Origin of the sequence: Martinezella lusitana (assembly GCF_014207095.1) — a bacterium.
Taxonomy (GTDB): domain Bacteria; phylum Pseudomonadota; class Alphaproteobacteria; order Rhizobiales; family Rhizobiaceae; genus Rhizobium; species Rhizobium lusitanum_B.
On the sequence record NZ_JACHBG010000006.1, the window covers coordinates 118,548 to 138,183 of the forward strand.

A 19,636-nucleotide genomic window follows, 5' to 3' on the forward strand; every position below is an offset into this window, starting at 1 on the left:
CCCATGCTCAGCCGTCGTCATCTGCTCTTCCTTGCGAAAATCTCTGTTCTGTTCGGCGGTCTGCTGTTTTCCGCGCCCGCCTGGGCCGATCATGTCGTGACAGACCAGATCGGCCGGCAAGTGCATATTCCCGATACGGTCAGCCGCGTCGTCATCCTGCAGCATCAGACGCTCAACATTGCGGTCCAGCTCGATGCTATGGACAAAGTGGTTGGTGTTCTCGACGAATGGAAGAAGCAACTGGGCGCCAACTATGTGCGGCTCGCGCCGCAGCTTCCCAAGCTGCCGATGCCGGGTGGTCTGACCAAGGTGAACATCGAGGAGCTTCTGAAGCTGAAGCCGGACGTCGTCTTCGTCACCAACTATGCACCGGCCGACATGGTGAAGCAGATCGAGGAGGCAGGGCTTCCCGTCGTCGCGATCTCACTTCTTGATGTACCGCCGGAAGAAGCAGTGAAGCTCAACCCCTCCGTCAAGGATGAGCCGGCCGCGATCGATGCAGGATTTGCGATCGGCGTGCGGTTGATTGCCGAGGTGCTCGGCCGCAAGGACAAAGGCGAGCAAATGATTGCGGTCACCAAGAAGGCACGCAAACTGATCGCCGATCGCCTTGCCGACATTCCGGAAGACAGGCGTGTACCGGTCTATATGGCCAATCCCGACCTCACCACCTACGGCCGCGGCAAATATACCGGCCTGATGATGGAGCGCGCTGGCGCTCGCAACGTCGCCAACTCGATCAGCGGCTTCAAGCAGGTGACGATGGAGGACGTGCTGAAATGGGATCCGACCGTTATCTTCGTGCAGGAACGCTACCCCACCGTTGTCGACGATATCAAGAAGTCGCCTTCCTGGCAGACCATCGATGCGGTGAAGAGTGGACGCATCTACCTGATGCCGGAATATGCCAAGGCCTGGGGCTATCCGATGCCGGAAGCCATGGCGCTCGGCGAACTCTGGATGGCGAAGGAGCTGTATCCGGAGCGGTTCAAGGATATCGACATGCAGAAGGAAGCTGACGCCTACTATAAGGAATTCTACCGTATCGATTATCGCGCAGCGCAATGAGCGCTGGTGTCGCTTCCCGGCATGCGCCGCGGGTTGTCATCGCCATGCTGGCGATGCTGCTCGCAGTCGCGGCGGTGGTCTCTCTTGGAGTGGGGCGATACGATGTTCGGTTTCTGCGGGTGGTGGAAATTCTTTGGTCGCCGATTTCGGCGCCCGCAACGCCCGTAACGGCGACGGAAGCCAATGTTGTCTTCACGGTGCGCATGCCGCGTATCCTGCTGGCGCTGCTGACGGGGGCCGGTCTTGCGTTGTCGGGGGCGACGCTGCAGGGGGTGTTCCGCAATCCCTTGGTCGGTCCACAGGTCGTCGGGGTTTCCTCCGGCGCCGCTTTTGGCGGCACGCTCGCCATCCTCTTGAGTTTTTCGCGCTATGGCCTGCTCGGCTCGGCTTTTGCATTCGGGCTGTCGGCTCTCGTCATCGTCTATGCTCTGAACGGCATCGTCGCCCGTCGCAACATCCTGGCGCTGGTGCTGGCGGGTGTCGTCGTCAGCGGCTTTTTCGGAGCGCTGGTGAGCCTCGTGCAGTATCTTGCCGATACTGAGGACAAGTTGCCGGCGATGGTCTTTTGGCTGCTTGGCAGCTTCGCCACCGCCAATTGGCAGAAATTCTCGTTGGTGGCGGGGCCGATCTTCGTCGCGGGCCTGCTTTTGCTGGGCCTGCGCTGGCGGATCAACCTGCTATCGATTGGTGACGAGGAAGCCCGCGCCCTCGGTGTCGACGTCGAGCCATTGCGCTGGCTCACCCTGATACTCGTTTCCTGCATCGTCGCGGCGCAGGTCGCCGTCAGTGGCATCATCGGTTGGGTCGGGCTTGTCGTTCCACATATAGCACGCATGCTTGTTGGCCCGGATCATCGTGTCATGATGCCAGCCTCGTTGTTGATCGGTGGCCTCTATCTGCTTGTTATCGATACCGTTGCGAGGACTGCGACCGGTTCGGAAATTCCGCTCGGGATTCTCACCGCGCTGATCGGCACGCCTGTTTTCGCTCTTATATTGCGGCAGAGCCAAAGAGGCGCCCGTGGCTTCTGATCCGGCCAAGCTACAGGTATCAGGCGCAAGCCAATCCTATGACGGGAAACGGTGGCAGTTTCGCGATCTCGATTTCGCGCTCAATGCAGGCGAAATCGTTACCATCCTCGGGCCGAACGGCCGTGGAAAATCGACTTTGCTGCGCGTGCTGGCCGGGCTTCAAAAGCCGACCTCCGGGGTCATGCGGCTGAATGAGAGCACCGGTTTCGTCCCGCAGGAGTTTGCTGGCTCCTTTCCATATTCCGTGCTCGATGTTGTTTTGATGGGGCGTGCCCGTCACATTGGTCTCTTCCGCACGCCGCATCGGATCGATGTGCAGAAGGCGATGGACGCACTGGATGCCACCGGTATGGCTGGCTATGCGCAGCGCAACATCGACGCGCTTTCCGGCGGCGAGCGTCAGCTCGTCCTGATCGCCCGGGCGCTGGCCGGCGAGAACGCGGTACTGTTGCTCGATGAACCGGCTTCGGCGCTCGACCTCAAAAATCAGGATGCGGTGCTTTCGCTCCTCGCCACGCTTGCCGATCGCAAAGGATTGGCCATTGCCTTTACGACACATCAGCCAAACCACGCCGTGGCGGTCGCTGACAAGGTCTTGCTCATGCTCGACCAGGCTGCAGCAGTTTTCGGCGCCACGGCGGAGGTCATGACCGAGGCTAACCTTGAAACGCTCTATGGCGTTCCGGTCCGCTCGGCAGTGCTTGGAAGTGGTGAGCTCATGGAGACGGCTTTCGTGCCGCTGTTCCGCCAGAGGAAATGGAAAGGAAATCGCCTGTGAGCGACACAGTTCGGGTTCTGTCCGCCGGAAGTCTGCGTCATGCCTTCCCGGCGATCATAGAGGCCTTTGGTGAGGAGACCGGCATTGCAGTTTCGCTGACGCTCGGGCCGGCTGGGCTGCTGCGTGAGGAGATCGAGGCGGGTGCGGAATTCGATCTTTTCGCGTCGGCCAATATGGAACATCCGCACCGCCTGGCGGCGGCCGGTCTAACAGAAAATGCCGCATGTTTTGCCCGAAACAGACTGAGCGTCGTTGCCCGGGCCGATCTCGGCCTCACGACGGAAAACTTCCTCACTATCCTGTCGAACCCAGAGGTCAGGATCGGCACATCGACGCCGGGCGATGATCCGGGCGGTGATTACGCCTTCGAGGTTTTCGATCGCATAGAGGCTCAACACCCGGGAACAGGAGAGGCGGTGAAGTCCCGGTCGCGTCAGTTGGTCGGCGGGCGCAATTCTCCCCCGACACCTCCGGGCAAGCCCAGCGGCTATTTGATCACCGACGGTGAAGTCGATCTTATGATGAGCTATTCTTCGAACGCGCGTCTGCTGGCCGCCGATCCAGCGCTCACCATTGTTGATATCCCCGACCCGTTTCAGCCGTTCATCGAGTATGGCGTGGCAATTCGAAAGGGCGCAGACAGCAGAACCGCGCACTTGCGGAATTTTCTATTCTCTCCCCGCGGGCAGTGGATTTTGAGCGAAGCTGGATTTTCTCCGATTGGCTAGCGAATGGCACATGCGGCAAGATCAGGTCGTTGGAGGGGTGCTCGATCGCACATAGGCTTCGGCTTCACCGTGCAGCCATTCGCAGAAGAGAACGGATTTCCTGTTACGCCGGGCCCGCCGAAGAGCAACATATTCATGGCCGCTTTCGAGAAAGCCGTAGGGCGCGATGAGCCGACCGAAACGGATGTCGTCGCCGACATAGGGCCACGGGGCCACGCAGACGCCGAGCCCGGCGCTGGCAGCTTCGAGCATGAAATAGAAATGTTCATATTCGATGCGCGGTCCTGTCCGCACGAGCCTTTCCGAGCGGGCAAGCCAATCGCCCCAGGCACGCAGCCGCGTGCGCGTGTGGAGTTGCGGCAGGTTGTCGAATTCGGGCGTGGTTTCGGCAAGCAGTGACGGGGCAAGTACCGCCCCGGTCTGTTCCGGAAACAATGAAATGACGTCGGCGCCCTGCGGCCACGGGGCGACGCCGACTCTGATGGCGACATCGAAGCCATCCCGGCTGAAATCGACAGGTTTCGACGAAGCCGACAGGCGCACTTCTATGTTGGGATACTGTGCTTGAAAGCGATAAAGGCGCGGAATGAGCCAGCGCATTGTGAATGTGCCGGGGCAGGAGACGTCGAGCTGCCCGTCTTCCGTGTCGGCGACCGCGCGGACCGACAGGTCGATCTGGTCAAAGGCGGTCGTGAGGCCCGAGAGCAGGGTCGCGCCACCCTCCGTAAGTCTCAATCGGTTCTTCGGCCCCTCGAACAATGGTATGCCGAGCACGTCCTCCAGATGTTGTATCTGCCGGCTGATCGCGCTGTGCGTGACGTTGAGCTCTTCCGCCGCAAGCGTCATGCGGCCGAGCCTGCCGGCGGCTTCGAAGGCACGCAAGGCATTGAGGGAGGGAATACGTCTGCTCATGTACATTTTCCGAACATTGACTGTTCGATCATATCGATTTTCTTTCTGCGAGATAGCGTGTTTCTTACCAACGAAACGCGAGCGCTGTGTGATCACAGAACAATGAGATGACGGTGCGATAAGCATTTTCATCTGCGCCGAAGCTTGGTCCGAAAAATGGTAATGGAGACATGAAATGCACAATAGACATCAGGATGGCAGCGCTGGAGATGCCAATTACGGCGTCATCGGAGCAGGCTATAGCCGCTATCGCCAGCCGGATCCCCACATCGCTGAATTCATTCGACAGGCACTCGGCGATGCGGCCACGGTCTTGAACGTCGGGGCCGGAGCAGGCTCCTACGAGCCGGTCGATCGGGAGATCACCGCCGTTGAGCCATCGGCATCGATGCGTGCGCAAAGGCCGGCGCATCTTCCCCTTGCGATCGATGCCGCTGCGGAGAACCTTCCTTTCCCAGACCAAGCCTTCGACGCCGCGATGGCGACGTTCACAGTTCATCAGTGGTCGAACCTTGAGCGCGGGTTGAGCGAGATGCGCCGTGTCACGCGCGGACCTGTTCTCATTCTCAGCTGCGACCCGGAGTTGCTCGAGCGATCCTGGTTGCATGCCTATGCGCCAGAAATGATCGCCGTCGAGGCGCGCCGCTATCCATCTATGATGAGCATTGTTGCAGGTCTTGGCGGTAATGCTGAGGTCCGTCCGGTACCCATCCCACTGAATTGTGTCGATGGTTTCGGCGAGGCCTATTACGGCCGTCCGGAGCGTATACTCGATCCTGGCGCACGGCTTGCCAATTCTGCCTGGAGCTTCGTTGATCCGTCGATCGGTGAACGCTTTGCGGCCGAACTTGGTCGTGATCTCGCTGATGGAAGCTGGGATCGTCGATATGGCGTCCTTCGCACGCAGCCCTTCTTCCAAGGCTCGCTGCGGCTCATTGTTGCAAGGCCATGAGGTGAGGTGATGAGAGATGAACTACGCCTGCTGAGATCTTTAACAGGGCCATTTCCTGCCTTCGATGCCGATCTGACGCCGAATGAGCCGCGAGAACTGTTTTCGCATTGGCTTCGTGACGCGATCGAGGCCGGCGTGAAGGAGCCGCATGCCATGGTGCTCTCCACCGTCGACGAGAATGGTGGGCCGGATGCCCGTGTCGTCATTTTGAAGAATCTCGATCAGCGAGGCTGGCACTTTGCAACGACGGATAGCGGGCCGAAAGGGCGCCAGATCAACCTCAATCCCGCCGTCGCTTTGACTTTCTATTGGCCGGCACTCGGGCGGCAGGTCCGTCTGCGAGGGATGGCGCTGCAAGCCGAAATTCACGAGCGTGACGCGGATTTTCGTGCGCGCTCGCGAGGCGCGAAAGCGGTGGCGCTGCTTGCCAGGCAGAGCGAGGTGCTGGGCTCCACGCAAGAGCTGGAGGACGCACTGAACCGACAGCATCACAGACTGCAGGAAGAGCCTGACCTTGTCGCGCCAAGCTGGGCGGTCTTCATCGTCATGCCGCATGAGGTGGAGTTCTGGCAGGGGGACAGCGACCGCCGCCATCATCGTTTGCGATACAGCCGCAAAAAGCTTGGTTGGGTAAGAGAGCGACTTTGGCCGTAAAGGCCGAGCTTGCCTGATGACAGAAGACGCACTAGCGTAATATCTAACGAAATATAACGCTAGTGCGACCATGTCCGTTCTGTTCAATCATAAGCCGCCGCTTTCGTTTTCGCTTCCGAAGGTAGATCAGCTGCCGCTTGCGGAATCTGTGGTCGTCGTCAGAGCCCGGAGGCTGAAGACTTGGGAGTTGCCGTCGATGTTTCATTGCTCGATCGTCGGCACCTGCCTGACCACTGCCGAGCTGCGGCAAGTCCTTGCCAAGGTCGGCGACATCGATGCGAAGATGGCGACTGATCATGCACTGCATAGTCGCGGCGTCAGGGCTGCCGGACAGCATGACATTGCCAGCAAGCTCTTGAACAAGGCTCTTGAGCGTCGCCACGACCGGATCCTGAAGCAATTTTCGAAGCTTTCGACCGCGTCCGAGGTCAGGTCTCAATGGAATGTCGCAGTCGATGACGGAGACATATCGGGAGCCTACTGGGCTGTCATGAGCCACCCGGCGAGCGATCGCTCGCTGCGGCAGGAGGTCTTCGGCGAAGTGCACATGCTGTCGCATCTCGTCGGCAGCTCCAGCCGGCTCGATCTTGCACGGTTACGCAAGCTGCAGCTGGATGCCGAAGCCAAGGACGACAAGATTGCGCGTCAGGAAGCCAGGCTTCAGGCGGCGGCCAATAATCAGGCGTGTCTAAAGAGACGCATCGATGAGCTGGAAGCAGATCTGTTGCGCAGGCAGACCGTCGCAGCCGAGCCGGCGCGTGCCGACAATGGCCAGGAAGCAAGATTGCAGCAAAGGTTGCAAGTCGCCGCCCAGCGTGCCGGCGGATATGACGAACGTGTTGCCGCCCTGGAAGCGAGACTCGCAGAGGCCGAGCGGCGCGCTGCGGCGCTTGCCGAGGAAAACGGTATTCTGCAGCAAGAGCTGGATCTCCTGGAGACGGCGCTGACCGCATCGGAGGTAGCCGCACCCGCAGTCGGACATTCGAATGAGCTTCAGACGTTGCTTTACGTCGGCGGCCGCAAGAACCTTTTCGATCGATTGCGGAAACTCGCTGAGCACCAGAATATCGATCTTATGCTCCATGACGGCGGCGTTGAAGATAACCTCTCGCTATTGCCGGGCATGGTCAGCCGCGTCTCCTGGGCGATCTTCCCGGTCGATTGCATCAGCCATTCGGCGGCTGACATGGTCAAACGTCTGTGCCGCGAAAGCGAGAAGCCCTATCTGCCGCTGCGTTCCGCAAGTCTGGCCAGCTTTGCCGCAGCGATTGCGCAGCCGTTGGCGGCTGCCGAATGACGGTCAATCACGTTTCGGTGTTTTCACCGGCATGTGCGTAACAAGATCGCTCCCGCTCTCGTATCCATAGCGGCAGGACATGATCAACGCCGAGAAAATCGGCGCTTCAAGCGTTCTGCGGGCAGGCGGCTTATCCGCCAAGGAGAAGAGTGTGATGCTGAACAGACGACTGTTACTTCTCGCCGCCACGTTCGGCGGCATTGGCTTGCGACTGGGCATGGGGGCAACGGCAACCAAGGCGTCGGGGATATTTGCTGTCACCCATAGCGATGAGGAATGGCACAAGATCTTGACCGCCGATCAATATGCCGTGCTCCGGGAGGAGGGGACAGAGCGTCCGTTCACCAGTGCGCTGCTGAACGAGCATGGAAAGGGAAACTTCGCCTGCGCCGGCTGCAATCAGGATGCGTTCGCGTCGTCCACCAAGTTCGACAGCGGCACGGGCTGGCCGAGCTTCTGGGCTCCGATCGAAGGAGCGGTGGCAACATCGCGCGATACATCTTTCGGCATGGTGCGCAACGAGGTGCATTGCAGCCGCTGCGGTGGTCATCTCGGGCATGTGTTCGAGGACGGACCGAAGCCGACTGGTCTGCGCTACTGCATGAATGGCGTTGCCATGAAATTCCATCCCGCTGCGGCCTGACCGAAATCAGAGACGACCATGATCCTCTTCATTCTTGCTTATCTTGGCGGTGTTCTCACCATCGTTAGTCCTTGCATCCTGCCGGTGCTGCCATTCGTCTTTGCGCGGGCAGGCCAGCCATTTCTGCGCAGCACGCTGCCCATGCTTATCGGCATGGCGGCGACCTTCGCGGCGGTGGCGACACTGGCAGCTCTGGGCGGCGGCTGGGCGGTACAGGCCAACGAATACGGACGCTATGCGGCGATGGCGCTGCTTGCCGTCTTCGGCACCATTCTGCTCTTTCCGTCGCTCTCGGACCATCTGACCCGACCATTGGTTTCGCTCGGGGCACGCTTGTCGCAGTCGGCCGATCGCGCCAGCCGCGGTGGGGGCTCGAAGATGCTGGCCTCATTGCTCCTCGGCGTAGCGACGGGGCTACTCTGGGCGCCATGCGCAGGACCGGTGCTCGGCCTTATCTTGACGGGTGCCGCTCTGCAGGGGGCGAGCGTGGGTACGACACTGTTGCTGCTGGCCTACGCCCTCGGTGCTGCGACCTCGCTGGCTCTGGCACTCCTGATCGGCGGCCGTGCCTATCAGGCCATGAAGCAATCGCTCGGCGTTGGCGAGTGGCTCCGACGCGGCGTCGGCGTTGCTGTTCTGGTGGCCGTTGTTGCGATTGCGATGGGGCTCGACACAGGCCTGTTGACGCGGGCTTCACTCGCCAGCACCGCCTCGCTCGAGCAGGGCCTTGTGGATCGTTTCCGTGCGCAGGATCAGAGCAAGTCGTCGCCCGTGGTCATGAAGAGCGACGGCGGCGCGATGATGAGCGCAAACTCGAACGGACCCAACGCCGGTGGTTCAATGTCAATGGCGCAGAAGGCCGCGGCTATCCAGCTGTCTGCCGAGGGCTCCATCCCGTCGCTTGACGGTGCGGTCCAATGGCTCAATTCCGAGCCGCTGACGGCAGCCGGATTGAAGGGCAAAGTCGTTCTGATCGATTTCTGGACCTATTCCTGCATCAATTGCCTGCGCGCCATTCCCTATGTCGAAGCTTGGGCTCAGAAATATAAGGATCAGGGCCTTGTCGTGATCGGCGTCCATGCGCCGGAATTCGCCTTCGAAAAGAATGCCGACAACGTGAAGAAGGCGATCGGCGAACTCGGCATTACCTATCCCGTCGCCATTGACAATAATTACGCGATCTGGCGCGCCTTCGACAACGAATATTGGCCGGGGCATTATTTTATCGATGCGCAGGGCCAGGTTCGTCACCATCACTTTGGCGAGGGCGATTATGATCAGTCCGAGCGGGTGATCCAGCAGCTCCTTGCCGAGGCCGGAAAGGTGAATGTTTCCGGCGATATCGTCAACGTGAAGGCAACGGGCGCCGAAGCTGCGGCCTCAGATGAGGCCGATGTGCAGTCGCCGGAAACCTATGTCGGCTATCTGCGCTCGCAGAACTTCGTCGACGACGCCGGTACGGTAAACGACGCTGCGCATGATTATGTTGCCGGAACTCCGAAGCTCAACGAATGGGGGCTCGTCGGCAACTGGACGGTGGGCGGACAAGAGGCGATGTCAAACAGGGCCGATACCGGTCTGTACTATCGTTTTCATGCGCGCGATCTGCATCTGGTGCTTGGACCGGCGGCGGATGGAAAACCCGTCCGCTTCCGGATCACTATCGACGGCAAGCCGCCCGGGGATAGTCACGGCGTCGATACGGATACAAACGGGAGTGGTGTTGTGACGGAGCAGAGGCTCTATCAACTCGTCCGCACGAGCGGCGCCGTCGCGGATCATACGTTCGAGATCAAGTTCTTCGATCCCGGCGCCCAGGCCTATGCGTTCACATTCGGCTGACGGCATATCCGCGTTCGCGCACTCCGACGAACGGCCGATCAGAAGCTCGGCGGCGTGCAGGCGCTGATGATTTCGCAAGGCACCGGCCCGACACAGCGGAAGCGGTGGGGCCGTCGGCTTTCGAAGTAGTAGGCGTCACCCGGCCCCAGAATGCGCCGCTCGTCATCGACCGTGACTTCGAGGCGGCCTGACAGGACGATGCCGCCTTCCTCGCCCTCGTGCACCAAAGGCACCTTGCCGGTATCCGCTCCGGGTTGATAGCATTCCTTGAGGATCTGCAGGCTACGGCCGAACAGGTTTTCGCCGATCTGCCGATAGGAAATCGGACCCTTGCCGATCTCGACGAGTTCCTCTGCAGCGTAGAAGGCTTTCTTTGGCGCTTCCGGCTCGAAGGCGAAGAATTCGGCAAGGCCGATCGGGATGCCGTCGAGAATGCGCTTGAGAGCGCCGACCGACGGATTGGCCGAATTGGATTCGATCAGCGAAATCGTCGAATTGGTCACGCCGGCGCGTTTTGCGAGCTCGCGCTGGGAAAGATTGCGCGCGAGGCGCAGGTGGCGGAGGCGATTACCGATATCAACGGACATTGTGGTCCTGCGTTTCACGTGTTCGAAATATCGAAAACTCTATACATCGCCTCTTAAAAAACAATGGGTTAAATCGGTGTAGAAAAGGACTTGTTCGACGCAGGGAAATCGCGGATTCAGTGCTGGCGCAATGGAGGCGATGATGGACAAGATTACCCACACCAACACCCCGGTTCTCGACAATTTCTGGATGCCGTTTACGGCAAATCGCCAGTTCAAGGCGGCGCCGCGACTGTTGGCTGCGGCCGAGGGCATGTACTACACCGATGTCGATGGGAATAAGGTGCTCGATGGTACCGCCGGCCTCTGGTGCGTGAACGCTGGTCACGGCCGCAAGAAAATCACTCAGGCGGTCGAACGCCAGCTTTCGACGATGGACTTCGCCCCGACCTTTCAGATGGGGCATCCGATCGCCTTCGACTTCGCCGCAAAGCTTGCTGCGCACGCACCGGGCGGCCCGAAGGGTGGGCTTGACCGCGTATTCTTTACCGGATCCGGCTCCGAATCCGTCGACACCGCCCTGAAGATTGCTATCGCCTATCAGCGGGCGATCGGGCAGGGCACCCGCACCCGCATCATCGGCCGCGAAAAAGGCTATCACGGCGTCGGCTTCGGCGGCATTTCCGTCGGCGGTCTCGTCAACAACCGCCGCGTCTTTCCGCAGATCCCGGCCGACCATATGCGCCACACGCTTGACGTCGAGCGCAATGCCTTCAGCAAAGGACTGCCGGCGCACGGCATCGAGCTTGCGGAAGATCTGGAGCGGCTGGTCGCGTTGCATGGCGCTGAAACCATCGCCGCCGTCATCGTCGAGCCGATGTCCGGCTCCGCCGGCGTCATCCTGCCGCCGAAGGGCTATCTCGAGCGCTTGCGGGCGATTGCCGACAAATACGGCATCCTGTTGATCTTCGATGAAGTCATCACCGGTTTCGGCCGCCTGGGCACCCCCTTCGCTACCGACTATTTCGGTGTCGTCCCCGACCTCGTGACGACGGCCAAGGGTATCACCAACGGCACCATCCCGATGGGCGCAGTCTTTGCCAGCCGCAAGGTCTATGATGGGCTCATGACCGGCCCGGAAAACCAGATCGAGCTCTTCCATGGCTATACCTATTCGGGCCACCCGGTCGCCTGCGCCGCCGGTCTCGCAACGATGGAAGTCTATGAGGAAGAGGGCCTTCTGACACGCGCCAGCGAGTTGGCAAGCGATTGGGAAAATGCCCTGCATTCGCTGAAAGGCCTGCCGCATGTGGTCGATATCCGCAATCTCGGCCTTGTCGGTGCAATCGAACTTGCGCCGCGCGACGGCGCACCCGGCACGCGCGCCTATGACGTGTTCGTGGATTGCTTCAACAAGGGGCTTTTGATCCGCGTGACCGGCGATATCATTGCGCTCTCGCCGCCGCTCATTATCGAGCGTGCTCAGATCGAAACGATCGTCTCCACTATTGGCGATGCGCTGAAGCGCGCCGCCTGATCGGCTTTGGCAAGGCCGGCGGTAAAATGCCCGCCTTGCCATCTCCCACGAAGCGTCCGCGGTTGATCCGCGATTGCTTCATCGCGGCGCCGATGGCTGCCTGCAAAACCGGGCTCGAGCGAAGAGCCCATCTCACCTGAATCTCCATTGCCTTTCATTCGGCAGTGCGATGTCACGGGTATTGCCGCTCCGCGCCGTCAAGGTTAGGTAGAAATAGGCAGTGCGATCTCGGAAAAGTTCTGTTCAGTTGCGTTGAGAAGCGGTATGGCCGAGAACTTCGCGGCCGTGTCGGGGATGGGATTGCGCGACCGGGCCTTTGCCTGGACGTCGGCGGTCTATATTCTTCTGGCCGCCTCCCTGAGTAAGATGAAGTCGTAGCGAGCCGGACCGGATGCAGAGACCGACGATCAAGACCATCGCGCAGGAAACCGGCCTTTCGATCGCCACGGTATCGAAGGCGTTGAAGAGTTCGCCACAGGTGCGGCCGGAGACGCGGGCGATCGTCGTCGCCGCTGCCGAACGCGTCGGCTACGAGCTGAACATGCATGGCGTGCAGCTGCGCACCGGCAAGACCTATCAGGTCGCGGCGATCATGACGGCACCCGGGCCGAAACAGCAGGAGTGGGAAGGCGTCGAATATGCCCAGCTCTTGAGCGGCATTTCCTGGGCGCTGGAGGACAGTCCCTATCGGGTCTCGCTTTATGCGGTGCGCAATTTCGAGGAAAGCCTGGCAACCATCCGGCAGATCGTCGCGCTGAAGAAGGCCGACGGCATCATCGTCTCGGGCACGCGCGCCGACGATCCGCGCATCCGCATCATGCAGGCGGCGGATTTTCCCTTCGTCACCTACGGCACGACGATCCACAATGATGCGCATGCCTATGTCGATGCCGACAACGAGCAGATGATCCGCCGGTCGGTGGCGCGGCTGGTCGAACGTGGCCATCGCCGTATCGCACTCATCAATCCGCTGGCGGATCTGAGCTATGCCATCACCCGGCTTGCAGCCTATCGGCAGGCGCTCGATGTCGCCGGTCTTGCCTTCGATCCGGTGCTGGTGGCGCATGACCGGCTGACACCGGCCTTCGGCCGCGAAAGCGTGCTGGCGATGTCGCGTCTGCCCGATCCGCCGACGGCCTATATCTGCGCCAACGAGGCCTCGGCGCTCGGCGCCTTTTCCGGCTTTCACGAGCGTGGTCTGGTGCATGGTCGCGATGCGGTGATCAATGCGACCGACGATCTCAACGTCAGCCAGTATTTCGCGCCGCCGATCACCACCTATTTCCTGCCGATCCACGAGCCGAGCGAGCTTCTGGGCAGCTACATCCTGCGCCGCATGGAAGGCGAACCGCCGGAAGCACTGCAAGCCCTCATCATGCCCAGGCTCATCGAACGCTCCGACGATCGCGTCACACCAAAACGCTGATCCCGGCGATGTGTCCGCATTCGCGCGATGCCTCAGCTCCGTTGGCGCTCAGGGTGTGACCTGTTTTAACGGGACTCTCGCAATGTCATCGTCTGCTAGTTGGCTAGCGATCGTCTGCGCAGAAACAGCAAGCACACCCTCTCGTTTGAAGCCTGAGCCATGAAACGGAATTTTTCCAGCTCAGCTCTAAACGAACCAGAATGCCTTTAGTCTACTAAAATTATAGACAATATTATTTCCGTCGAGCCGCATTGGGATGCGGTCTCCGGTCAAGTGACTGACATGACCGTGATCGAAATCAAGGACGGGATATGGATAGAAACTCTTTGAACATACATGGGAAAAGGCGGGGTGGTCTCAGCATCGCACTGGCTTTATCTATTTGGGCCTCAATCGGTACCGCGGCCAATGCCGCATCGGACGATACAAAGCCCGTCGATGGCGGCGTCCTCAATGTGGGATTGGCAACCGACACGTCGATCATCGATCCGTCCATCACAGGCAGTTCGATCACCGCCGTCATCGCTCGCAACCTCGTCGATTCCCTCGTCGGACAGGCTGAGGACAACAGCTTCACGCCCTGGCTTGCCGAGCGATGGGAGATCAACCCCGACAACACCGTCTACACGTTCCATCTGCGTCAAGGGGTAACCTTCAGCGACGGGACGCCGCTTGATGCCGCTGCCGTCAAATTCAATTTCGAGCGCATCCTCGACCCGAAGACAGTGTCGAGCTACGCTAAATCGCTGCTCGGACCGATCGACAAGATCGAGGCGCCGGATCGCCTGACGCTCGTGATCCGCTATCGAGAATCTTTTGCGCCACTATTGCAGGGATTGAGCCTTCCTTATCTCGGCATTCAGTCGCCGACCTATCTACAGAAGGTGCAGAGCACGACGAACACGGTCATTGGCTCCGGCCCCTACGTCCTCGACAATTTCACCAAGGGTAGCGGCAGCAAGCTTGCGCGGCGAGCCGACTACGATTGGGGGCCTGGTTATGCCAAACACAAGGGGCCGGCTCATTTCGAGCAGATCGTCTTCAAATACCTGCCGGAAGCGTCGGTGCGACTGGGCGCTCTGGCAAGCGGGCAACTGCAGGCAATCGACGCCGTGCCACCGGCAAATTATCGATCGGTGCAAGGCAATGGCAAGTTGCAGGTCGTCACCCGGGAAAATCCGGGGATCAACAGCGCCTATTTTCTCAACACGTCCAAAGGGCCGTTTCACGATCTGAGGGTGCGCCAGGCATTTCAAGCCGCCGTCAATGGCCCGGCCGCCGTGAAGGCAGCCTATTTCGGCACGTTGAAGCCGGCTGACAACATCCTTGGGCCTTCGACGCTCTATTACGATCGCGATATCCCAAGCAAATGGGGCTTTGATCTCGGCAAGGCGAACCATCTGCTGGACGAGGCAGGCTGGTCGCAGAAGGATGGCGATGGAATACGGAGAAAGGACGGTGCGCGGCTGAGCCTGCATTATGTCTACGACACCGGCTCCACCAGTGCATCCGAGGTCACCCTCGCGCAGGCTGTTCAATATCAGGTGAAGCAGGCGGGCTTCGATCTTCAGCTCGATCCGGTCGATGCCGGTGGCTGGACGGCCCACCTCAACACCAATGATTACGATCTCGTCTCGTTTTTCTATGTGCGCGCCGAACCGGACATTCTGCGCACGGTGTTTCATTCCGCCCACATCCCCCCGGGCGGCCAGAACGCCTCCCGGACCAAGAGCCTGGATGAGAAGCTGAACAAGGCCGTCGGAGCGACGGACGCCGAACGCAAGCAGCTTTATGCGGACGTGCAGAAGGAGATCATCGAGCAAGCCTATGCGGTGCCGCTCTTCGTTGTCGCCTATCAACTCGGTGCAGCCAAGGCGCTTCACGGCATCTCCTGGGCCACCAACGCGAAACCGAACTTCTATGATGCCTGGCTGGATCAATAGATTCCTCCGGATCGCTGTGCGGCGGGCCGGCCCGATCGTTGCCGTGCTTTGGGGCGCGGCAACGATCGCCTTTGCCGCCGTCAAGCTCATCCCCGGTGATCCGGTGTCGATATTGGCCGGCGGAGAGAACGTCCTCGGGGAGGCCGAGCGCGCTGCGCTGGTGCATGAATATGGATTGGATCAGCCGCTTGCCGTTCAATACATCCACTACATCGGCAAGGCTGTCATTGGTGATTTCGGTCAAAGCTATCAGTACCGCGAACCCGTGGGCCGGGTGATCTGGGAGGCGGCTGGGCCGACATTGCAGCTTGCCAGCAGCGCCATCCTTCTCGCGCTTCTATTGGCGATCGGGGTTGCCTTGGCGACCGCAGGTCGCCGTCGAAACCTGGCGAGGTTTACTTCGGGCGTGGAGTTGATCCTGCTGAGCACGCCGGTCTATTGGATCGGCATCGTTCTGCTCACCATCTTCAGTTTCAACCTGCAATGGTTCCCAGTGACGGGCAATGACGGGCTCGCCGCCTTGGTGCTGCCGGCGGTGGCCCTGAGCCTGCCCCTGGCGGCGCTCTTGAGTCAGGTATTGCGGGATGGCCTGGAAGAGGCGCTTTCGCAACCGTTCGCGCTGACCGTCAGGGCGCGCGGTGTCGGCGAAACCATCCTGCGCGTCAGGCACGGATTGCGTCATGCAGCGCTCGCGGCGTCGACACTGACGGGCACGCTACTAGCGGGTACGCTCGGCGGTTCGATACTCACCGAGACTGTCTTTGGCCGCTCAGGGATCGGGCAGATCACGCTTCTGGCGATCAAGACGCGTGACATGCCGCTCATCCTCGGATTGGTCATGCTATCCGCGCTCATTTTCGTCATCGTCAACCTTTTGGTCGATGGCATCTATCTGATGATCGATCCGCGTCTGCGCAGGAGAGGCTTATGACGAATGCCAGCCTATTCGAAGATGCAGCGCCTTTGCGCCGCGCGGAAAGCAGACGGCGTCCGTGGCTGTCTGCCGGCCTGCTCATACCATTGGCCTTTGTGATCATTCTTGGCCTCGCGGTATGGGCGCCGCATTGGTTTTGCCATTTCGATCCCGAAGCGGTCGATCCGGATGCGATATTGTCGGCGCCAGACACGATGCATTGGTTCGGCACCGATGAGCTCGGGCGTGATCTCTTCTCCCGCGTGATCTACGGCACCTCGCAATCCCTCAGCATCGGCATCGGTGCGACACTGATCGCCAGTCTCGGCGGTATTCTCTTGGGCACATTGGCGGCGCTGGCACCGAAGGTGATCGCCAGACCCCTGCTGCGCCTCATCGATATCCTGCTGGCCTTCCCGGAAATGCTGCTGGCGCTGCTCGTCATCGCCGTCCTCGGTCGTGGGCCTGCCAACACTCTGCTGGCGGTCGGGCTTTCCAGCATGGCTACCTATGCGCGGCTCATTCGTTCCCAGGTGCTTCAGGTCAAGCTGTCGGGCTATGTGGAGCATGCAGTCGCGCTGGGCGAACATCCCTGGACCATCATTCGCCAGCATATCGTGCCGAATTCCATCCGGCCGTTGCTTATCCTCGCGACCATCGGTGTCGGCAGCTCGGTCCTGTCGGCGTCTGCACTGAGCTTTCTCGGCCTCGGCGTCGTGCCACCGGCCGCTGAATGGGGTGCGCTTCTGGCCAATGGCCGCAACTTCCTTGACATAGCGCCCTGGACGAGCCTGCTGCCCGCAAGCGTGGTCGCGGTTTCGGTAATCTCGATCACGTTGCTCGGACGGCGGCTGCAAACAATTCTTGCAACGGGCGATGTGCGATGAATATCCAAACCGGTTCGCAGAGCTTCCTTCCCTCGTCCGCCAAGCCGCCGCTGCTTGCGGTGAGCGGTCTGAGTGTCGCATTCTCGACACCGCAGGGCAGGGTGGATGCGGTTCGCGACTTGTCTCTGGACATAGCGGCCGGCGAGATTTTGGCCCTGGTTGGCGAGTCCGGATCGGGAAAGTCGGTGACGGCGCGTGCCATCGTTGGCCTGGCGGGATCGCGGGCAAACGTTGAGGCCAACAGGATGGAACTGACGGCTCGCGAAGGTCGGCGACTGAACCTTCTGGGATTGCGGGAGAAGGATTGGCGCGCGGTGCGCGGCCGCGAAATCGGTTTCATTCTCCAGGACGCATTGGTCTCGCTGGATCCACTGAGAACGATCGGCCGCGAGATCGCCGAGCCGATCCTGACGCATGGTTTGTCCTCGCGAGGGCTAGTATCGCAGCAAGTATTGGAACTGTTGGCGCGTGTCGGTATTCCCGAGCCGGCGACACGCGTCGGACAATACCCGCATGAACTCTCAGGTGGTTTGCGCCAGAGGGCCTTGATTGCCTCGGCGCTTGCAGCTCAACCAAGGCTGCTGGTCGCCGACGAGCCAACGACGGCGCTGGATGTGAGCGTTCAGAAAAAGGTCCTGGCCATCTTCAAGGCACTGGCTGCAGCCGGTCACGGCATTCTCCTGATTACCCATGATCTTTCCGTTGCCGCACAACTCGCAGATCGCGTTGCGGTCATGCGCAAAGGCCGGCTGCTGGAAATTGGGTCTGCGCACGGCGTTTTGGCGGATCCGCAGCATGAGTATACGCGACGTCTGCTCGCGGCGGTGCCGACTGCTGCCAATCGCGGTCAGCGTCTGAGCGAACCGGATAGATCCTTGCCGGCTCGCCGGATCGTCGCCACGGATCAACACCTTTTGGATATCCGTGAGGTTTCCATGAGCTTCAGGCGCCCGGACGGCAACCGTCTGCAGGCTGTCAGCAATGTATCGCTTCATATCGATCACGGCGAGACACTCGGCATCGTCGGAGAATCGGGCTCGGGCAAGACGACGCTGGGCAAGCTTGCTCTTGCGCTGCAGCAACCCGATAGCGGGCAGATATTCTTCGATGGGCACCCGTGGAGCATGCTTCCTGAGCGAGCGCGGCGGCCTCGGAGAGCGGGCATCCAGACCATAGCTCAGGATCCGCTCAGCTCATTCAATCCACGCTTCACGGTCGAGCGCATCATCGGTCAGCCACTGCGGCTCTATACAGAGTTGGACAAAGCAGGACGTGAGGAAAGAATCGAGATGTTGATGGAACTGGTCGGCCTGCCGCGAGAGCTGCTAGCCCGTCGACCGGCGGCTCTTTCGGGAGGCCAGCGCCAGCGTGTGTCGATCGCGCAGGCGATCGCTGCCTCGCCGAAGCTTTTGATCTGTGATGAACCGGTCTCCGCCCTCGATGTCACGACCCAGGCGCAAGTTCTGGATCTGCTCGTCGATCTCCAGGCAAGGCTGGGCTTGTCGATGATCTTCATCTCACATGATCTGGGCGTTATCCAGCATGTAAGCCACCGAATTGCCGTCATGAAGGATGGAGCTATTGTCGAGGCTGGATCGGTCGACGAGGTTTTCAGTCGCCCGCAACACCTGTACACACGCGAACTCATCGCATCCGTGCCGAATTTCCGCGGAGCTTAGAACATTTCGTCCGCTGGCACCTGAGGAGCGATGGGACGGCGTTCCAATGATATTGGGCGGCATCTCTTTGAATCTGGTGGCGCGTTCGAATGGAGGTTGCGCTCAAATGGCGCTTGCAGCCAATCAAACGGTCAGATGCCGCCGAGCCTCCGGCGTATCCAGCGTTTCCGCCGGTCCCTCGTGCACGATCTCGCCGCGATCCATGATGTAGACGTAATCGGCAAGCTCGCGGCAGAAGTCGAGATATTGCTCGACCAGCAGGATCGCCATGCCGGTTGAATCCCTGAGATAGCGGATCGCCCGGCCGATATCCTTGATGATCGACGGCTGGATGCCTTCGGTCGGTTCGTCCAGCACCAGGATTTTCGGGCGTGTCACCATTGCCCGACCGATTGCCAGCTGCTGCTGCTGGCCGCCCGAGAGATCACCGCCGCGGCGAGACAGCATGGATTTCAGCACAGGAAACAAACTGTAGATGTCGTCGGGAATATTGCGGTCGCGGCGAGCGAGCGGCGCATAGCCACTCTCCAGATTCTCCTTCACGGTCAGTAGAGGAAAGATCTCGCGTCCTTGCGGCACATAGCCAATCCCCTGTTTGGCACGGGCGAAAGGCGCCATGCCATTCAGCGCGACGCCGTTGAAGGCGACCGTACCAGCAGACAACGCGTGCTGTCCGGTGACTGCGCGCAACAGCGAGCTCTTGCCGACGCCGTTGCGCCCGAGGACACAGGTGATCTTGCCCATCTCGACCTTGATCGAGATGCCGCGCAGCGCCTGGGCGGCGCCATAATGCAGGTTTGCGTTTTCGACTGTCAGCAT

Annotated in this window: 18 protein-coding genes; 15 read left to right on the forward strand and 3 right to left on the reverse strand. The window is 60.4% G+C overall.

Features of this window, described 5'->3' with window-relative positions; translation table 11 throughout:
• Positions 1 to 3: 3 nt before the first annotated feature.
• The 4 genes from GGD46_RS15210 to GGD46_RS15225 are packed head-to-tail and all read left to right on the forward strand — an operon-like array spanning position 4 to position 3,605.
• Positions 4 to 1,068, forward strand: a complete 1,065-nt coding sequence (locus GGD46_RS15210; protein ID WP_184705227.1) for an ABC transporter substrate-binding protein — start codon at positions 4 to 6, stop codon at positions 1,066 to 1,068.
• Positions 1,065 to 2,099: an iron ABC transporter permease gene (locus GGD46_RS15215; RefSeq protein WP_184705229.1), complete on the forward strand. Its 1,035-nt coding sequence runs from the start codon at positions 1,065 to 1,067 to the stop codon at positions 2,097 to 2,099. Before GGD46_RS15210 ends, GGD46_RS15215 begins: the two co-directional genes overlap by 4 nt.
• The gene (locus GGD46_RS15220; RefSeq protein WP_184705231.1) at positions 2,089 to 2,877 is read left to right on the forward strand and encodes an ABC transporter ATP-binding protein; all 789 of its coding nucleotides are present in this window, start codon (positions 2,089 to 2,091) and stop codon (positions 2,875 to 2,877) included. The genes GGD46_RS15215 and GGD46_RS15220 overlap by 11 nt, the downstream gene beginning before the upstream one ends.
• The gene (locus tag GGD46_RS15225) at positions 2,874 to 3,605 is read left to right on the forward strand and encodes a molybdate ABC transporter substrate-binding protein (RefSeq protein ID WP_313206301.1); all 732 of its coding nucleotides are present in this window, start codon (positions 2,874 to 2,876) and stop codon (positions 3,603 to 3,605) included. Before GGD46_RS15220 ends, GGD46_RS15225 begins: the two co-directional genes overlap by 4 nt.
• Before the next feature lie 21 nt (positions 3,606 to 3,626).
• On the opposite strand, the gene GGD46_RS15230 is transcribed toward GGD46_RS15225, so the two are convergent.
• Positions 3,627 to 4,517: a LysR family transcriptional regulator gene (locus tag GGD46_RS15230; protein WP_184705235.1), complete on the reverse strand. Its 891-nt coding sequence runs from the start codon at positions 4,515 to 4,517 to the stop codon at positions 3,627 to 3,629.
• A gap of 175 nt (positions 4,518 to 4,692) precedes the next feature.
• Between GGD46_RS15230 and GGD46_RS15235 the strand changes: the two genes are divergently transcribed.
• The 5 genes from GGD46_RS15235 (at position 4,693) to GGD46_RS15255 (ending at position 9,905) form a co-directional block, all read left to right on the forward strand.
• Complete coding sequence (locus GGD46_RS15235) at positions 4,693 to 5,469, forward strand: class I SAM-dependent methyltransferase (protein WP_184705237.1); 777 nt, start codon at positions 4,693 to 4,695, stop codon at positions 5,467 to 5,469.
• 9 nt (positions 5,470 to 5,478) lie between these two features.
• Complete coding sequence (locus GGD46_RS15240) at positions 5,479 to 6,123, forward strand: pyridoxal 5'-phosphate synthase (RefSeq protein ID WP_184705239.1); 645 nt, start codon at positions 5,479 to 5,481, stop codon at positions 6,121 to 6,123.
• A gap of 70 nt (positions 6,124 to 6,193) precedes the next feature.
• Entirely contained in the window at positions 6,194 to 7,420 is a 1,227-nt protein-coding gene (locus GGD46_RS15245) for a DUF2325 domain-containing protein (RefSeq protein WP_184705241.1), read from the forward strand.
• 154 nt (positions 7,421 to 7,574) lie between these two features.
• Positions 7,575 to 8,063: a peptide-methionine (R)-S-oxide reductase MsrB gene (gene msrB, locus GGD46_RS15250; protein WP_184705243.1), complete on the forward strand. Its 489-nt coding sequence runs from the start codon at positions 7,575 to 7,577 to the stop codon at positions 8,061 to 8,063.
• An 18-nt stretch (positions 8,064 to 8,081) separates the two neighbouring features.
• Positions 8,082 to 9,905, forward strand: coding sequence for a cytochrome c biogenesis protein DipZ (locus tag GGD46_RS15255; RefSeq protein ID WP_184705245.1), 1,824 nt, complete (start codon positions 8,082 to 8,084; stop codon positions 9,903 to 9,905).
• A 38-nt stretch (positions 9,906 to 9,943) separates the two neighbouring features.
• On the opposite strand, the gene GGD46_RS15260 is transcribed toward GGD46_RS15255, so the two are convergent.
• Positions 9,944 to 10,492 carry a cupin domain-containing protein gene (locus GGD46_RS15260; RefSeq protein ID WP_184705247.1) on the reverse strand — a complete coding sequence of 183 codons (549 nt, stop codon included), beginning with the start codon at positions 10,490 to 10,492 and terminating at the stop codon, positions 9,944 to 9,946.
• A 142-nt stretch (positions 10,493 to 10,634) separates the two neighbouring features.
• On the opposite strand from GGD46_RS15260, the gene GGD46_RS15265 reads away from it, so the two are divergent.
• The 6 genes from GGD46_RS15265 to GGD46_RS15290 all read left to right on the forward strand — a co-directional run bounded on the left by GGD46_RS15265 (position 10,635) and on the right by GGD46_RS15290 (position 18,817).
• The gene (locus GGD46_RS15265) at positions 10,635 to 11,969 is read left to right on the forward strand and encodes an aspartate aminotransferase family protein (RefSeq protein ID WP_184705249.1); all 1,335 of its coding nucleotides are present in this window, start codon (positions 10,635 to 10,637) and stop codon (positions 11,967 to 11,969) included.
• 391 nt (positions 11,970 to 12,360) lie between these two features.
• Positions 12,361 to 13,395 carry a LacI family DNA-binding transcriptional regulator gene (locus GGD46_RS15270; protein WP_184705251.1) on the forward strand — a complete coding sequence of 345 codons (1,035 nt, stop codon included), beginning with the start codon at positions 12,361 to 12,363 and terminating at the stop codon, positions 13,393 to 13,395.
• Positions 13,396 to 13,706: 311 nt separating this feature from the next.
• Positions 13,707 to 15,338, forward strand: a complete 1,632-nt coding sequence (locus GGD46_RS15275) for an ABC transporter substrate-binding protein (RefSeq protein ID WP_184705253.1) — start codon at positions 13,707 to 13,709, stop codon at positions 15,336 to 15,338.
• Positions 15,319 to 16,269, forward strand: a complete 951-nt coding sequence (locus tag GGD46_RS15280) for an ABC transporter permease (protein WP_210325581.1) — start codon at positions 15,319 to 15,321, stop codon at positions 16,267 to 16,269. The genes GGD46_RS15275 and GGD46_RS15280 overlap by 20 nt, the downstream gene beginning before the upstream one ends.
• Entirely contained in the window at positions 16,266 to 17,138 is an 873-nt protein-coding gene (locus GGD46_RS15285; protein ID WP_184705257.1) for an ABC transporter permease, read from the forward strand. The genes GGD46_RS15280 and GGD46_RS15285 overlap by 4 nt, the downstream gene beginning before the upstream one ends.
• Positions 17,135 to 18,817 (forward strand): ABC transporter ATP-binding protein, encoded by a 1,683-nt coding sequence (locus GGD46_RS15290; protein ID WP_184705259.1) that lies wholly within the window; start codon positions 17,135 to 17,137, stop codon positions 18,815 to 18,817. The genes GGD46_RS15285 and GGD46_RS15290 overlap by 4 nt, the downstream gene beginning before the upstream one ends.
• A gap of 123 nt (positions 18,818 to 18,940) precedes the next feature.
• Here the strand turns inward: GGD46_RS15290 and urtE are convergent, their stop codons facing one another.
• On the reverse strand, positions 18,941 to 19,636 hold the full coding sequence (urtE, locus tag GGD46_RS15295; RefSeq protein WP_184705261.1) for an urea ABC transporter ATP-binding subunit UrtE: 696 nt from the start codon (positions 19,634 to 19,636) through the stop codon (positions 18,941 to 18,943).

Bases quoted from the DNA above. Each gene is read 5' to 3' on its own strand.
- GGD46_RS15210 (WP_184705227.1), top strand. From the start codon at position 4: ATGCTCAGCCGTCGTCATCTGCTCTTCCTTGCGAAAATCTCTGTTCTG.
- GGD46_RS15215 (WP_184705229.1), top strand. From the start codon at position 1,065: ATGAGCGCTGGTGTCGCTTCCCGGCATGCGCCGCGGGTTGTCATCGCC.
- GGD46_RS15230 (WP_184705235.1), bottom strand. From the start codon at position 4,517: ATGAGCAGACGTATTCCCTCCCTCAATGCCTTGCGTGCCTTCGAAGCC.
- GGD46_RS15235 (WP_184705237.1), top strand. From the start codon at position 4,693: ATGCACAATAGACATCAGGATGGCAGCGCTGGAGATGCCAATTACGGC.
- GGD46_RS15240 (WP_184705239.1), top strand. From the start codon at position 5,479: ATGAGAGATGAACTACGCCTGCTGAGATCTTTAACAGGGCCATTTCCT.
- GGD46_RS15245 (WP_184705241.1), top strand. From the start codon at position 6,194: ATGTCCGTTCTGTTCAATCATAAGCCGCCGCTTTCGTTTTCGCTTCCG.
- msrB (WP_184705243.1), top strand. From the start codon at position 7,575: ATGCTGAACAGACGACTGTTACTTCTCGCCGCCACGTTCGGCGGCATT.
- GGD46_RS15255 (WP_184705245.1), top strand. From the start codon at position 8,082: ATGATCCTCTTCATTCTTGCTTATCTTGGCGGTGTTCTCACCATCGTT.
- GGD46_RS15260 (WP_184705247.1), bottom strand. From the start codon at position 10,492: ATGTCCGTTGATATCGGTAATCGCCTCCGCCACCTGCGCCTCGCGCGC.
- GGD46_RS15265 (WP_184705249.1), top strand. From the start codon at position 10,635: ATGGACAAGATTACCCACACCAACACCCCGGTTCTCGACAATTTCTGG.
- GGD46_RS15270 (WP_184705251.1), top strand. From the start codon at position 12,361: ATGCAGAGACCGACGATCAAGACCATCGCGCAGGAAACCGGCCTTTCG.
- GGD46_RS15275 (WP_184705253.1), top strand. From the start codon at position 13,707: ATGGATAGAAACTCTTTGAACATACATGGGAAAAGGCGGGGTGGTCTC.
- GGD46_RS15280 (WP_210325581.1), top strand. From the start codon at position 15,319: ATGCCTGGCTGGATCAATAGATTCCTCCGGATCGCTGTGCGGCGGGCC.
- GGD46_RS15285 (WP_184705257.1), top strand. From the start codon at position 16,266: ATGACGAATGCCAGCCTATTCGAAGATGCAGCGCCTTTGCGCCGCGCG.
- GGD46_RS15290 (WP_184705259.1), top strand. From the start codon at position 17,135: ATGAATATCCAAACCGGTTCGCAGAGCTTCCTTCCCTCGTCCGCCAAG.
- urtE (WP_184705261.1), bottom strand. From the start codon at position 19,636: ATGCTGACAGTCGAAAACGCAAACCTGCATTATGGCGCCGCCCAGGCG.